The 13,703-nt window shown below is 53.6% G+C and carries 21 protein-coding genes; 15 read left to right on the top strand and 6 right to left on the bottom strand.

Annotation, left to right across the window (positions count from 1 at the left end):
• The first annotated feature begins 18 nt into the window (after nucleotides 1-18).
• The 9 genes from rpmJ (at nucleotide 19) to RT657_RS19080 (ending at nucleotide 4,292) form a co-directional block, all read left to right on the top strand.
• A complete protein-coding gene (gene rpmJ, locus RT657_RS19120; RefSeq protein WP_004160566.1) occupies nucleotides 19-135 on the top strand; it encodes a 50S ribosomal protein L36 in 117 nt (38 codons plus the stop codon).
• A gap of 146 nt (nucleotides 136-281) precedes the next feature.
• On the top strand, nucleotides 282-638 hold the full coding sequence (rpsM, locus tag RT657_RS19115) for a 30S ribosomal protein S13 (protein WP_003850176.1): 357 nt from the start codon (nucleotides 282-284) through the stop codon (nucleotides 636-638).
• Nucleotides 639-654: 16 nt separating this feature from the next.
• Complete coding sequence (gene rpsK, locus RT657_RS19110) at nucleotides 655-1,044, top strand: 30S ribosomal protein S11 (protein WP_004160563.1); 390 nt, start codon at nucleotides 655-657, stop codon at nucleotides 1,042-1,044.
• A 32-nt stretch (nucleotides 1,045-1,076) separates the two neighbouring features.
• Nucleotides 1,077-1,697: a 30S ribosomal protein S4 gene (gene rpsD / locus RT657_RS19105; protein ID WP_008927131.1), complete on the top strand. Its 621-nt coding sequence runs from the start codon at nucleotides 1,077-1,079 to the stop codon at nucleotides 1,695-1,697.
• Nucleotides 1,698-1,722: 25 nt separating this feature from the next.
• Entirely contained in the window at nucleotides 1,723-2,712 is a 990-nt protein-coding gene (locus RT657_RS19100) for a DNA-directed RNA polymerase subunit alpha (protein ID WP_003850179.1), read from the top strand.
• A 40-nt stretch (nucleotides 2,713-2,752) separates the two neighbouring features.
• Nucleotides 2,753-3,139 (top strand): 50S ribosomal protein L17, encoded by a 387-nt coding sequence (gene rplQ, locus RT657_RS19095; RefSeq protein ID WP_003850180.1) that lies wholly within the window; start codon nucleotides 2,753-2,755, stop codon nucleotides 3,137-3,139.
• Nucleotides 3,140-3,234: 95 nt separating this feature from the next.
• Complete coding sequence (locus tag RT657_RS19090) at nucleotides 3,235-3,606, top strand: DUF1992 domain-containing protein (RefSeq protein WP_313656352.1); 372 nt, start codon at nucleotides 3,235-3,237, stop codon at nucleotides 3,604-3,606.
• Entirely contained in the window at nucleotides 3,607-4,023 is a 417-nt protein-coding gene (zntR, locus tag RT657_RS19085; protein WP_313656351.1) for a Zn(2+)-responsive transcriptional regulator, read from the top strand. It abuts the gene before it with no gap.
• Nucleotides 4,024-4,082: 59 nt separating this feature from the next.
• Complete coding sequence (locus tag RT657_RS19080; protein WP_313656350.1) at nucleotides 4,083-4,292, top strand: alternative ribosome-rescue factor A; 210 nt, start codon at nucleotides 4,083-4,085, stop codon at nucleotides 4,290-4,292.
• Nucleotides 4,293-4,310: 18 nt separating this feature from the next.
• Here RT657_RS19080 and mscL read toward each other — a convergent pair whose 3' ends face one another.
• From mscL to def, 5 genes are all read right to left on the bottom strand, one after another.
• A complete protein-coding gene (gene mscL / locus RT657_RS19075) occupies nucleotides 4,311-4,721 on the bottom strand; it encodes a large-conductance mechanosensitive channel protein MscL (protein ID WP_111140922.1) in 411 nt (136 codons plus the stop codon).
• A gap of 115 nt (nucleotides 4,722-4,836) precedes the next feature.
• Nucleotides 4,837-6,213, bottom strand: coding sequence for a Trk system potassium transporter TrkA (trkA, locus tag RT657_RS19070; protein WP_313656349.1), 1,377 nt, complete (start codon nucleotides 6,211-6,213; stop codon nucleotides 4,837-4,839).
• Nucleotides 6,214-6,231: 18 nt separating this feature from the next.
• On the bottom strand, nucleotides 6,232-7,533 hold the full coding sequence (gene rsmB, locus RT657_RS19065; RefSeq protein WP_313656348.1) for a 16S rRNA (cytosine(967)-C(5))-methyltransferase RsmB: 1,302 nt from the start codon (nucleotides 7,531-7,533) through the stop codon (nucleotides 6,232-6,234).
• A 49-nt stretch (nucleotides 7,534-7,582) separates the two neighbouring features.
• Nucleotides 7,583-8,527, bottom strand: coding sequence for a methionyl-tRNA formyltransferase (fmt, locus tag RT657_RS19060; protein ID WP_313656347.1), 945 nt, complete (start codon nucleotides 8,525-8,527; stop codon nucleotides 7,583-7,585).
• A gap of 20 nt (nucleotides 8,528-8,547) precedes the next feature.
• Nucleotides 8,548-9,060 carry a peptide deformylase gene (def, locus tag RT657_RS19055; RefSeq protein WP_111140918.1) on the bottom strand — a complete coding sequence of 171 codons (513 nt, stop codon included), beginning with the start codon at nucleotides 9,058-9,060 and terminating at the stop codon, nucleotides 8,548-8,550.
• Between the two features lie 115 nt (nucleotides 9,061-9,175).
• Here def and dprA point away from each other — a divergent pair, with 115 nt between their 5' ends.
• Genes dprA through RT657_RS19025 form a run of 6 tightly spaced genes read left to right on the top strand, consistent with a single transcriptional unit; the run spans nucleotide 9,176 to nucleotide 12,970 of the window.
• Complete coding sequence (dprA, locus tag RT657_RS19050; RefSeq protein ID WP_313656346.1) at nucleotides 9,176-10,300, top strand: DNA-protecting protein DprA; 1,125 nt, start codon at nucleotides 9,176-9,178, stop codon at nucleotides 10,298-10,300.
• Complete coding sequence (gene smg, locus RT657_RS19045; RefSeq protein ID WP_313656345.1) at nucleotides 10,272-10,745, top strand: DUF494 family protein Smg; 474 nt, start codon at nucleotides 10,272-10,274, stop codon at nucleotides 10,743-10,745. Before dprA ends, smg begins: the two co-directional genes overlap by 29 nt.
• 24 nt (nucleotides 10,746-10,769) lie before the next feature.
• Nucleotides 10,770-11,315 (top strand): topoisomerase DNA-binding C4 zinc finger domain-containing protein, encoded by a 546-nt coding sequence (locus RT657_RS19040; RefSeq protein ID WP_313656344.1) that lies wholly within the window; start codon nucleotides 10,770-10,772, stop codon nucleotides 11,313-11,315.
• A gap of 6 nt (nucleotides 11,316-11,321) precedes the next feature.
• Nucleotides 11,322-11,894 (top strand): L-threonylcarbamoyladenylate synthase type 1 TsaC, encoded by a 573-nt coding sequence (gene tsaC, locus RT657_RS19035; protein ID WP_313656343.1) that lies wholly within the window; start codon nucleotides 11,322-11,324, stop codon nucleotides 11,892-11,894.
• A gap of 3 nt (nucleotides 11,895-11,897) precedes the next feature.
• Nucleotides 11,898-12,716, top strand: coding sequence for a shikimate dehydrogenase (gene aroE / locus RT657_RS19030; RefSeq protein WP_313656341.1), 819 nt, complete (start codon nucleotides 11,898-11,900; stop codon nucleotides 12,714-12,716).
• Nucleotides 12,713-12,970, top strand: coding sequence for a DUF1488 domain-containing protein (locus RT657_RS19025; protein WP_313656340.1), 258 nt, complete (start codon nucleotides 12,713-12,715; stop codon nucleotides 12,968-12,970). The genes aroE and RT657_RS19025 overlap by 4 nt, the downstream gene beginning before the upstream one ends.
• On the opposite strand, the gene RT657_RS19020 is transcribed toward RT657_RS19025, so the two are convergent.
• On the bottom strand, nucleotides 12,937-13,491 hold the full coding sequence (locus RT657_RS19020; RefSeq protein WP_313656339.1) for a gamma carbonic anhydrase family protein: 555 nt from the start codon (nucleotides 13,489-13,491) through the stop codon (nucleotides 12,937-12,939). The two genes, RT657_RS19025 and RT657_RS19020, sit on opposite strands and share 34 nt — an antisense overlap.
• Between the last annotated feature and the right edge of the window lie 212 nt (nucleotides 13,492-13,703).

Here is a 13,703-nt window from a genome sequence, read left to right as displayed (position 1 = left end):
AAGTTACGGAGAGTAAAAATGAAAGTTCGTGCTTCCGTCAAGAAATTATGTCGTAACTGCAAAATCATTCGTCGCGACGGTGTCGTGCGTGTGATCTGCAGTGCCGAGCCAAAGCATAAACAGCGCCAAGGCTGATTTAGTCACATATTTTTCTTGCAAAGTCGGGTTGAGCTGGCTAGATTAGCCAGCCAATCTTTTGTATGTCAGTGCGTTTCCATTTGAGTATCCTGAAAACGGGCTTTTCAGCATGGGACGTGCTTGTTTAATTATAGGAGTGCATAGTGGCCCGTATAGCAGGCATTAACATTCCTGATCAAAAACATACCGTTATCGCATTAACTTCGATCTTCGGTATCGGCAAAACTCGTTCTAAAGCCATCTGCGCTTCAACGGGTATTGCTGAAAATGTTAAGATCAGTGAGCTGTCTGAAGAACAAATTGATCAGCTGCGTGACGCAGTTGCGAAATTCGTTGTTGAAGGTGATCTGCGCCGTGAAATCACCCTGAGCATCAAGCGTCTTATGGACCTTGGTTGCTACCGTGGTTTGCGCCATCGTCGTGGTCTTCCGGTTCGCGGTCAGCGCACCAAGACCAACGCACGTACCCGTAAGGGTCCGCGTAAACCGATCAAGAAATAATCGGGGTGAGTAAATAATGGCAAAGGCACCAGTTCGTGCACGTAAGCGTGTAAGAAAACAAGTCTCAGATGGCGTGGCTCATGTCCATGCTTCTTTTAACAACACCATCGTTACTATTACTGATCGTCAGGGTAACGCACTGGGTTGGGCAACCGCCGGTGGTTCCGGTTTCCGCGGTTCACGTAAATCCACTCCGTTTGCTGCTCAGGTCGCTGCAGAGCGCTGTGCAGAAGCGGTAAAAGATTACGGAATTAAGAATCTGGAAGTTATGGTAAAGGGTCCGGGTCCAGGCCGCGAATCAACTATTCGTGCTCTGAACGCCGCTGGTTTCCGCATCACTAATATTACTGATGTGACTCCTATCCCTCATAACGGTTGTCGTCCGCCGAAAAAACGTCGCGTATAACGCCCGTTTTTTAGGATAGTTGGAGAAAGAAAATGGCAAGATATTTGGGTCCTAAGCTCAAGCTGAGCCGTCGTGAGGGCACTGACTTATTCCTTAAGTCTGGCGTTCGCGCGATCGATTCCAAGTGTAAGATTGAACAAGCCCCTGGTCAGCATGGTGCGCGTAAACCGCGTCTGTCTGATTACGGCGGTCAGTTACGTGAAAAGCAGAAAGTTCGTCGTATCTACGGCGTGCTGGAGCGTCAGTTCCGTAACTATTATAAAGAAGCAGCTCGTCTGAAAGGCAACACCGGTGAAAACCTGTTGGCTCTGCTGGAAGGTCGTCTGGACAACGTTGTTTATCGTATGGGCTTTGGTGCCACTCGTGCAGAAGCACGTCAGCTGGTAAGCCATAAGTCTGTTCTGGTAAATGGTCGCGTTGTTAACATCGCTTCTTATCAGGTATCTCCGAATGATGTCGTTAGCATCCGTGAGAAAGCCAAAAAGCAATCTCGCGTGAAGGCCGCTCTGGAGCTGGCTGAGCAGCGTGAAAAGCCAACCTGGCTGGAAGTTGATGCGACTAAGATGGAAGGTGTGTTCAAGCGTATTCCTGAACGTACTGATCTGTCTGCGGACATTAACGAACACCTGATCGTCGAGCTTTACTCTAAGTAAAGCTTAGTACCAAAGAGAGGACACAATGCAGGGTTCTGTGACAGAGTTTCTAAAACCGCGCCTGGTAGATATCGAGCAAGTGAGTTCGACGCACGCCAAGGTGACCCTTGAGCCTTTAGAGCGTGGCTTTGGCCATACTCTTGGTAACGCACTGCGCCGTATTCTGCTTTCATCCATGCCGGGTTGCGCGGTGACCGAGGTTGAAATTGATGGTGTACTCCATGAGTACAGCACCAAAGAGGGCGTACAGGAAGATATCCTGGAAATCCTGCTCAACCTGAAAGGGCTGGCGGTAAGAGTTCAGGGTAAAGATGAAGTTATTCTGACCCTGAATAAATCTGGCATTGGCCCTGTGACTGCAGCCGACATTACCCATGATGGTGATGTCGAAATCGTCAAGCCTCAGCATGTCATTTGCCATCTGACCGATGAGAACGCAGCTATCAGCATGCGCATCAAAGTTCAGCGTGGTCGTGGCTATGTACCGGCTTCTGCCCGAATTCATTCGGAAGAAGATGAGCGCCCAATCGGCCGTCTGCTCGTTGACGCTTGCTACAGCCCTGTAGACCGTATCGCCTACAATGTTGAAGCAGCGCGTGTTGAGCAGCGTACCGACCTGGACAAGCTGGTCATCGAAATGGAAACCAACGGCACAATCGATCCTGAAGAGGCGATTCGTCGTGCGGCGACCATTCTGGCAGAACAACTTGAAGCTTTCGTTGACTTACGTGATGTACGTCAGCCGGAAGTGAAAGAAGAGAAACCAGAATTCGATCCGATCCTGCTGCGCCCTGTTGACGATCTGGAATTGACTGTCCGCTCTGCTAACTGCCTCAAGGCAGAAGCTATCCACTACATCGGTGATCTGGTACAGCGTACCGAGGTTGAGCTGCTTAAAACGCCTAACCTTGGTAAAAAATCTCTTACTGAGATTAAAGATGTGCTGGCTTCGCGTGGTCTTTCTCTGGGCATGCGCCTTGAGAACTGGCCGCCAGCAAGCATTGCTGATGAATAATCAGATCACAGGTTAAGGTTTCACTGAGAAGGATAAGGTCATGCGCCATCGTAAGAGTGGTCGTCAACTGAACCGCAACAGCAGCCATCGTCAGGCTATGTTCCGCAACATGGCCGGTTCTCTGGTTCGTCACGAGATCATCAAAACGACTCTGCCGAAAGCCAAAGAACTGCGTCGCGTAGTTGAGCCGCTGATTACTCTTGCCAAGACCGACAGCGTAGCTAATCGTCGTCTGGCATTCGCCCGTACTCGTGATAACGAGATCGTGGCAAAACTGTTTAACGAGCTGGGCCCGCGTTTCGCGAGCCGTGCCGGTGGTTACACTCGCATTCTGAAGTGTGGCTTCCGTGCTGGTGACAACGCTCCGATGGCTTACATCGAGCTGGTTGATCGTCCAGAAGCTCAAGCAGAAGCAGCCGCAGAGTAATCTGCAGCAACGTAAAAAACCCGCTCCGGCGGGTTTTTTATTGCCTGAAATTTACTATTTTAAAAGCAGAGTGATTAACTTCAGAGGAGTCAGCTATGTGGCTGGTTGACGAACTTGCTGAACAGCATATCAAAGCAGCACTGGAAAAAGGCGAGCTGAGTAATCTTCCCGGTGCCGGCAAGCCGCTGCAGCTGGATGATGACAGTCACGTTCCGCCGGAATTAAGAGCCGGCTACCGGTTACTGAAAAATGCAGGCTTTCTGCCACCCGAGCTTGAGCTGAGACGCGAGGCGGTTGAAGTAAACGATCTGATCCGGCAGCTCGATCCCGAAGATCGTCATTATCAGGATCACTGTCACCGGCTGCAGATACTGGAGTTGAGGTTGCGTCAGGCGGGCATGAGTACCGATTTTCTGCACGGATCCTATTCCACGGCGATTGAGCAGCGATTTCGCGAGGAGGAGTGAATGTTTCGCATCGGACAATTAGCGAAGCTGGCAGAGGTGACGCCAGATACTATCCGCTTTTATGAAAAGCAGCAGATGATGGATCATGACGTGCGAACGGAAGGTGGATTTCGTCTCTATAATGAGGGCGACCTTCAGCGCCTGAAGTTTATCCGCTATGGGCGAAAACTTGGATTCAGCCTCGAAGCAATCAGAGAGCTTCTTTCGATTCGGGTCGATCCTGAGCATCATACCTGCCAGGAATCCAAAGCGATTGTTGAAAAGCGACTGAGTGAAGTGGCTGAAATGATCGCAGAGTTGGAAACGATGCAGCGTTCGCTACGGCATCTTTCCGATGCCTGTTGTGGTGACAGCCACAGTAGTATTTCGTGCTCAATTCTGGAGGCGCTGGAGCGTGGCGGGGCGCAGGATAAATAAGCGTATTGTTATTTTGCTGCAAAAGCATAAAGTATTACTCCATCCCAACAGGAGGCGTCATGAGTAAATACCAGCATACCAAAGGGCAGATTCGCGATAACGCAATTCAGGCTCTGTTACACGACCCGCTCTTCAGGCAGCGCGTGGAGCAGAAACAAAAGGGTAAAGGAAGTTTTAAGCGGAAGGAAAAACACAACAAGAGGAACGGATGGGAGGGCAGTGATAAGAAAGCGTCTTATCACTGCCCTTTTGCTAAAAGCGTCAGATAAGGCCTGCCAGCTCTGACACTATACGCGGGTATTCTGCTGTTTCAGCAGATCGCGGATTTCAGTCAGCAGCACTTCTTCATTTGAAGGTTTTGCAACCGGCTTCTCGACTTCTTTTTTCTTATACAGACGATTCATCAGTTTGATAGCCATAAAGATGGCAAATGCGATGATCACGAAATCGAAGATAGTCTGCAGAAAAATACCATACTGCATGACCACGGCTGGCGCATCGCCAGTTGCAGGTTTAAGCACCCACTGGAAAGATTTAAAGTCGACGCCACCAATCAGCAAGCCCAGCGGCGGCATAATGATGTTGGCCACCAGTGATGAAACGATCTTACCGAAAGCGGCACCGATAATGACACCGACGGCCAGATCTATCACATTGCCGCGCATTGCAAACTCACGAAACTCTTTGATTAAACTCATACTTCTCTCCTTGCCCTGGTCAATGTCATAAAGTCTAACAAACCTGGCTGGTTTTGCCATTCACACAGCCAATTAAGCGGCAGTTTTGCCTGCCGCTGCTTCTGCGGCCCAATATTCAGAGAAAAAATGGGCTTGGCTGGAAGAGACGTTCCACGTCTGAGACAAACTTTTTGTCGGTCAGGAACATAATGACATGGTCACCCTGTTCGATACGCAGATTGTCATTGGCGATCATCACGTCGTTGCCGCGGACCACCGCGCCAATAATGGTGCCAGGCGGCAGTTTGATATCATCAATCGAGCGGCCAACAACGCGCGATGTAGATTCATCGCCATGTGCTATTGCTTCGATCGCTTCTGCGATACCACGTCGTAATGAAGAGACGCCTACGATATCGGCTTTGCGTACATGTCCCAGCAGAGCAGAGATGGTCGCCTGCTGAGGCGAAATTGCGATATCAATCACGCTGCCCTGAACCAAATCGACATAGGCGCGGCGCTGAATCAGCACCATCACCTTTTTGGCACCCATCTTTTTCGCCAGCATGGCTGACATGATGTTAGCTTCATCGTCATTGGTGACGGCGATAAAGAGATCGACCTGTTCAACATGTTCTTCAGCCAGCAGCTCCTGATCTGACGCGTCGCCATAGAAGACCACGGTGTCCTGCAGATGTTCTGCCAGCTCTGCGGCGCGCTGAGGGTTACGCTCGATGAGCTTCACGCTGTAGTGTTTTTCCAGACGCTGCGCCAGGCCAAAACCAATGTTGCCGCCGCCGACCAGCATAATGCGCTTGTAGGGTTTCTCCAGCCGCTGCATTTCACTCATCACCGCACGAATGTTCTGGCTGGCTGCGATGAAGAAGATCTCATCCCCGGCTTCGACGATGGTAGAGCCCTGCGGACGAATAGGGCGATCCTGACGAAAAATAGCGGCGACGCGCGTGTCGATATGCGGCATGTGTTCACGCATAATCGACAGCGGATTACCAACCAGCGGTCCGCCATAGTAAGCTTTGACCACGGCCAGGCTGACTTTTCCCTCCGCAAAATTCACCACCTGCAAAGCGCCGGGATACTGGATGAGGCGATAGATATTTTCGATTACCAGCTGTTCCGGTGAGATCAGGTGATCGATAGGCACCGCTTCAGGGATAAATAACTTCTCTGCGTCACGCAGATAGTCGGCAGCGCGAATACGGGCGATGCGATTTGGCGTATTGAAAAGCGAATAGGCAATCTGGCAGGCAATCATGTTGGTTTCGTCGGAGTTCGTGACGGCAACCAGCATGTCGGCATCTTCGGCGCCTGCCTCACGCAGAATGCGCGGATGGGAACCATGACCCTGTACCACGCGAAGATCGAACTTATCCTGCAGATGACGCAGGCGCGACGCATCGGTATCAACCACCGTGATATCGTTGTTCTCGCCGACCAGATTCTCTGCCAGCGTGCCGCCAACCTGTCCTGCACCCAGAATGATTATTTTCATCGCTTATCACTACTCATCTCAGTTTGTACCCGATTTCTTTATCAGCTTCGCGTAGAAGAAACCATCTCCGCCTTCGGCCTGCGGGAAAACCTGTAACCCGTTCGCGGGCGCATCCTGCAGCGGCACGGCCTGGGCATCAGGCTGACGCTGGAGAAAAGCCTCTATCTGCTGATGATTCTCTTCAGGCAGGATAGAACAGGTGGCATAGATTAGCGTACCGCCAGGCTTCAGATGGGGCCATATAGCGTCCAGAATTTCACGCTGAAGCGAGGCCAGCTCGGCGATATCACGATCCCGGCGCAGCCATTTGATGTCGGGATGACGGCGAATAACGCCGGTAGCGGAGCAGGGGGCATCCAGCAGAATACGGTCAAACTGACGCTCGCCGCACCACTGTTGAGGTGTTCTTCCGTCACCCTGTTTCACTTCGGCGTTCATGCCCAGTCGGGTCAGATTCTCATTAACCCGCTTCAGGCGCTGTGCATCCACGTCGACCGCCAGCACGCTGGCTTCAGGCGCGATTTCGAGAATATGGGTGGTTTTGCCGCCGGGCGCCGCGCAGAGATCCAGAATCTGTTCGCCATTCTGTGGCTCAAGCAGCTGCGCGCAGCGCTGCGCAGATAGATCCTGCACGGTCACCCAGCCCTGTTCAAAGCCGGGTAACTGACTGACCGGCGCCGGGGCATCGAGCCGCAGCGCATCCGGTACGTCGTCAGCGGGCTGCGCACTGCGGCCGCTTTCGGCCAGCAACGCGAGCCAGGCATCTCGATCGTGATGCTGACGATTGACCCGCAGCCACATCGGTGGACGCTGATTATTCGCTTCCACAATCTGCTGCCACTGCGCCGGCCAGGCGTGCTGCAGGCGTTTCAGCAGCCAGCCCGGATGCAAATAACGCTGCGGACCCTCCTGAATGCTGGCGAGCAGGGTTTCCCGCTGGCGCTGGAACTGGCGCAGCACGCCATTCAGCAGGCCTTTCAGACTGGTACGCTTCAGCGCCTCGGCACCCGCGACGGTTTCTGCCAGCGCGGCATGGGCAGGAACACGGGTATACTCCAGCTGATACAGCCCGACCATGATCAGATAGTGCAGAACCCGCTGCTTACCGGTCAGTGGACGTTCCATCAGTTTACCGATCAGAGCTTCCAGCTGCGGTAGGGTGCGCAGGACGCCGAAACAGATCTCCTGCACTAAGGCACTGTCTTTATCAGAAAGTTTTTTCTGGGCGGCAGGCAGGGCCGTATTCAGGGATTCACCTTTGTCGACGACGCGCTCGATGAGCTGAGCGGAGAGGCTACGCAGGTTAATTGATTTAGTCATAGGATGTTGTCATCAAACAAAAAGCCCGGCGAGTCACCGGGCAGGAGAGTCAGTCCAGAAGGGTTCCAGGTTCAAACCATTCCCGGCGCGAGTTGAGAAGATCCTGAGCCGGCATCGGTTTTTTACCGGCGGGCTGTAACTGCAGGAGGTTCAGAACACCCTGAGCCGTCGCAATCCGGATGCCGTGCTTGTCAGCACTGATGATTTCGCCTGGTGAACGATCACAGTGCGGCAGCACACTTGCCTGCCAGACTTTGATCGGCTGATCGCCGACAGTGAAAAAGCTCATCGGCCAGGGATTAAACGCGCGAATACACCGCTCAAGCTGCTCCGCAGAGAGGGTCCAGTCAAGCCGCGCCTCTTCTTTGCTGAGCTTTTCAGCATAGTTAGCCTGCGTCTCATCCTGTTTCTCTGGTGAGGCCTGCTGCGTATTCAGTAGCGTCAGCGTCTCCAGCAGCCCCTGCGGGCCGAGTCCGGCCAGCCGGTCATAGAGCGTGGCGCTGGTATCCTGAGCAGTAATCGGACAGGCAAGCTTATAGAGCATATCGCCGGTATCCAGACCCACATCCATCTGCATGATAGTGACGCCAGTTTCGCTGTCGCCCGCCCAGAGCGCGCGCTGAATTGGCGCCGCGCCGCGCCAGCGAGGCAGCAGCGAGCCATGAACGTTGATACAGCCCAGGCGGGGCATATCAAGCACGGCTTTCGGCAGAATCAATCCATAGGCCACCACCACCATCACATCGGCCTGCAAATCAGCGACCAGCTGCTGATTCTCTTCAGGTCGCAGAGACTTAGGCTGAAAGACCGGGATGTTATGCGCCAGGGCCAGCGTTTTAACCGGGCCAGGCGTTAATTTGTTACCGCGACCCGAAGGACGGTCGGGCTGGGTGAATACGCCGATAACCTGATGTTCAGAAGCAAGCAGCGCGTCAAGATGACGCGCTGCAAAGTCAGGTGTGCCGGCAAAAATGATTTTTAGCGGGGCAGACACGTTTATCCCTTTTTGTGTTCTCAGGAAGCCTGGGCGTTCTGTCGCGCCAGCTTCTCTAACTTCGTTTTGATCCGTTGACGCTTCAGCGGCGACAGATAATCGATAAACAGTTTACCTTCCAGATGATCGATCTCATGCTGGATACAGATGGCCAGTAGCTCGCTGGCTTCCAGCTCGAAACTTTTACCGTCGCGATCCAGCGCACGAACCTTCACCCGCTCGGCGCGCGGAACAAAAGCACGCTGTTCCGGAATAGAGAGACAGCCCTCTTCGATACCGGTTTCACCGCTTTTTTCAAGCAGCTCAGGGTTGATCAGCACTAAACGCTCTTCGCGACTTTCAGAAACATCAATCACGATAATGCGCTGGTGAATATCGACCTGCGTTGCCGCAAGACCGATACCCTCTTCGGCGTACATCGTGTCGAACATATCGTCAACGATACGCTGAATGTCTGCGTTAACTTCTTTAACGGGCGCGGCGACTTTGCGCAGGCGCTCGTCAGGGAAATGTAATACCTGCAAAACTGACATAAATATCCAGATCTGTATTCGGTTGTGAAAAGATTACTACCCCATATTGTAGACTTTTCGGGGCCTGATTGACAGCATTGTGCGGCAGGAAGCCGGGGCGATCAGGGAGCCGAAAATGGATAAATTAGCGCACTATATGCGGCTGGCGGCCGTCAGTGGAATGACAGGGAAACGCTGGACTGATGCGGTGCAGAAAACCGATGCCGGTGCTGCAGACTCTGAGTCCCTGATCCGGGCTGGGTTAGATGAGAATCAGCGTCAGCAATATAATGGCTTCAGCGATCAGAAGGTTGCAGAAGTGCACACCTGGCTGGCGCAGAGCCCGTCCCACCATCTGGTCACTGCACTGGATGCAGCCTATCCTCTCCGTCTCAAAGAGACGCGTCACTTTCCCCCGTTGCTTTATATCAATGGCGATCCTGACATACTCAGTACCCCTCAGTTAGCCGTGGTGGGGAGCCGCAATAGTTCGCACAATGGCCGATACTGGTGCGACTGGTTTACCCGACACCTGTCGCTCAGCGGTCTGACCATCACCAGCGGACTGGCGCGGGGGATCGATGGTGTGGCCCATCAGGCCGCCCTGAACGCGGGCGGGAAAACGGTGGCGGTGTTAGGCAGTGGCCTGCAGCAGCTCTACCCCAAAAATCATGCCCGGCTGGCCGCTGAGATGGTTGAGCAGGGCGGGGCCGTCATATCGGAGTTTCCGCTGACGGCGATCCCGCATCCGCTTAACTTTCCGCGCCGCAACCGCATTATCAGTGGCCTGAGCCATGGCGTGCTGGTCGCAGAGGCAACGCTCAGGAGTGGCTCGCTGGTGACGGCCCGTTATGCGCTGGAGCAGAACCGCAATGTCTACGCTTTGCCGGGTGCGCTCGGTAACCCGCTTAGTGAAGGCGTAAACTGGCTGATCCAGCAGGGAGCACTGCTGGTGGCTCATCCCAATAACATCCTGGAAGACCTGGCCAGCGCACTCCACTGGCTGCCGCCGATCCAGACCAGTGAAATTTATTCTGAGATGAGTGACGCTGCTCCATTGCCATTTGCTGATGTGTTGGCTAACGTAGGTGATGAGGTTACACCTGTTGACGTTGTCGCTGAACGTGCCGGCCAATCTGTGCCAGTTATCTCAGCTCAGTTGCTGGAACTGGAGTTAGCAGGATGGATCGCAGCTGTACCCGGCGGCTATGTCCGATTGAGGAGGGCATGCCATGTTCGACGTACTGATGTATTTGTTTGAGACATATATTCACAACGAAGCAGAAATGGGTGTTGATCAGGACAGATTGACAGACGACCTGACGGATGCCGGGTTCCATCGTGAAGATATTTACAGTGCGCTGAACTGGCTGGAAAGACTGGCGGATTACCAGGAAGGACTGGTTGCGCCAGTTTTAATGACGAATGATCCGCTCTCTATGCGCATCTACACCGATGAAGAGAGTAAGCGTTTAGATGCTGACAGCCGCGGTTTCCTGCTTTTCCTGGAGCAGATTCAGGTACTGAACCTAGAAACCCGTGAAATGGTCATCGAACGCGTCATGGCGCTGGATACTTCAGAGTTCGACCTGGAAGATCTCAAATGGGTGGTGCTGATGGTATTGTTCAACATCCCGGGATGTGAGAACGCCTATCAGCAGATGGAAGAACTGCTATTCGACGTCAATGAAGGTATGCTGCACTGAATTTCCTTTCATGCATTGATCGCTATGAGTAAAGCTGCACTTTTCACGGTGCCTAAACAGGATCCCTGCCCCGCTTGCGGGGCAGAACTGGTTATCCGCTCCGGTAAACACGGTCCTTTCCTGGGCTGTGCAAACTATCCGGCGTGCGACTACATTCGTCCTTTAAAAAGTCAGGCCGACGGGCATGTGGTCAAAGTGCTGGAAGGGCATTCCTGTCCTGAATGCGGCGCAGATAAAGTGCTGCGGCAGGGACGTTTTGGCATGTTCATTGGCTGCAGCCACTATCCGGAATGCGGATACACGGAAACCATCGACAAGCCGGATGAAACCACGCTGGCTTGTCCGCAGTGTCATGAAGGCCACCTGGTTCAGCGCCGCTCCCGCTATGGCAAAACGTTTCACTCATGCAATCGCTATCCGGCCTGCCAGTTTGTCGTAAACCTGACACCCGTTGCCGGAATCTGCCCTTATTGTCAGTATCCGCTGTTAGTTGAGAAAAAGACGGCGCAGGGCGTGAAACGCTTCTGCGCCAGTAAGCGTTGTGGCAAAGCCATTACTGAAGAGAATTGATCGTTCATGGAAAATCAACACCTCGCCGATTCGCTTGAAACCTGCCTTGCGCAGTTGAATCGACAGGCGGTCATCGCCTATCCCACTGAGGCCGTATTTGGTCTGGGCTGTGACCCTGACAGTGAATCCGCCGTTATGGCCCTGCTGGCACTGAAACAGCGTCCGGTAGAGAAGGGGCTGATTCTGATCGCGGCTGACTACAGCCAGCTGGAGCCCTACATCTCTGCACGCGAACTCTCTGTGATCCAGCGGGAACGGATGTTTGCATGCTGGCCGGGCCCGGTCACGTTTGTTGTCCCCGTTCCGCCTCAGACGCCGCGCTGGCTTACCGGACAGTTTGATTCACTGGCGATCCGCGTCAGCGACCATCCGGATGTGCAGGCGATTTGCCGGGCATTTGGCAAACCGCTGGTATCAACCAGCGCAAATCTGACCGGTCTGCCTCCCTGCCGCACGGCAGAAGAGGTGAAGCGCCAGTTTGGTGAGCACTTCCCGGTGCTGTCAGGAAAGACGGGTGGACGACTCAATCCTTCCGAAATCCGCGATGTCATCAGCGGTGAACTTATACGTCAGGGTTAATGCATGGACCACTTCGCCGTTTTCGGTAATCCGATCAACCACAGTAAATCTCCGCTGATCCATCAGGCTTTCGCTGAACAGACGGGTATCGAACATCGCTATGGCCGTATCTGCGCGCCAATAGAAGGGTTTGCTCAGGCGCTGAGGGATTTTTTTGAACAGGGCGGACGTGGTGCCAACGTGACGTTGCCTTTTAAACAGCAGGCATTTGAATTTGCCGATCGGCTCACCGAACGTGCCGCGCTATCCGGCGCGGTAAACACGGTGAAGAAGCTCAGCGATGGGCTGATCCAGGGCGATAACACGGATGGGATTGGCCTGTTAAGCGACCTTGAAAGGCTGGGGATGATCAATGCTGGTGACAATGTGTTGCTGGTGGGCGCCGGCGGCGCGGCGCGCGGGGTCATCCTGCCCCTGCTTTCATCAGGCGTTACACTGACAGTGGTCAACCGCACCGCCGCGCGGGCAGAAGAGCTGGCCAGCCTGTTTAATAAGTGTGGCACCATCCGCGCCTCTGACTTCGATCAGCTGGCAAATCAACATTTCGACTTAATCATTAATGCCACCTCAAGCGGCGTAGAGGGGAAGACGCCACCTTTACCTGCAGAGCTCATCCATGCCGGGGTGCGCTGCTATGACATGTTTTACCAAAGCGGGCTGACGCCGTTTTTGCGCTGGTGCCAGGCGCAGGGCGCGCAGCATCTTGCCGATGGTGTGGGTATGCTGGTTGGCCAGGCCGCCCATGCCTTCTATCTGTGGCACGGTGTGATGCCAGAAATCGCGCCGGTTATTGTTCAGCTTAAGCAGGCCATGCAGCCATGAATCAGGCCATTCAGTTTCCTGATGAGGAAACCTATAACGCAGAACGGGACGCTGTCTGTTTCCCGGTGCTGGTCAACGGCATGCGGCTGAACTGTGCTATCGGCGGCGCGTCGCTGGTGGCGCGTTTTGGTGAAGGTGAGGCGATGGCGCTGTTTCAGCACCATCGCTGGGATCTGGAAGATGAGGCCGAAGCAGCGATACGTCAGGATCGTATTGATGATCAGGGCTGGATCTGGTTATCGCCCGCCAGATAATCATCTTTCCAGCTAACGTAGTTGTTAGCGGAATAGCGTAAACCTTCTTTCTCACTCTCATTCAGCGGCCTGATCTGTCTGACCGGACTTCCCAGATAGAGGTAGCCGCTCTCCAGTCTTTTACCGGGCGGCACCAGACTGCCCGCGCCAATCATTACCTCTTCTTCTACTATAACGCCATCAAGCAGAATCGATCCCATACCAACCAGCACGCGATTGCCAATGGTGCAGCCGTGAAGCATGGCTTTATGCCCGACCGTGACATCCTCGCCAATAATCAGCGGGTAACCCTGTGGATTAGATGCGGACCTGTGCGTCACATGCAGAACACTGCCGTCCTGGACATTGGTGCGGGCGCCAATGCGAACCTGGTTTACATCACCCCGGATAGCAACCAGCGGCCAGATGCTGACGTCATCTTCCAGAACCACATCGCCGACGACGACACTGCTGGGATCCACCATGACGCGCTGACCGGTTTGCGGAAAAAGATGTTTATAGGGACGCAGAGCAGAAGTCATTATGTTCTCCTTTATCGTGTTTTCAGCTCAGCCTGATGTGATTTCAGCCAGCTGACAAGCCAATTCTGGCCTGGATCGCTGGCGATCTCATCAATCTGGATCATTTATAACCATTCAGAAAAAAGATCCAAAAAAAGGGTTGTGCTCTGAAACGGGATCCCTATAATGCGCCTCCATCAACACGGCACACCGGCAACGGGAAACGCGCTGAG

The organism is Pantoea sp. (assembly GCF_032114055.1).
GTDB lineage: Bacteria > Pseudomonadota > Gammaproteobacteria > Enterobacterales > Enterobacteriaceae > Pantoea.
The sequence above is the reverse complement of the archived record's forward strand: the minus strand, read 5'-3'. Positions and strand labels throughout refer to the sequence as shown.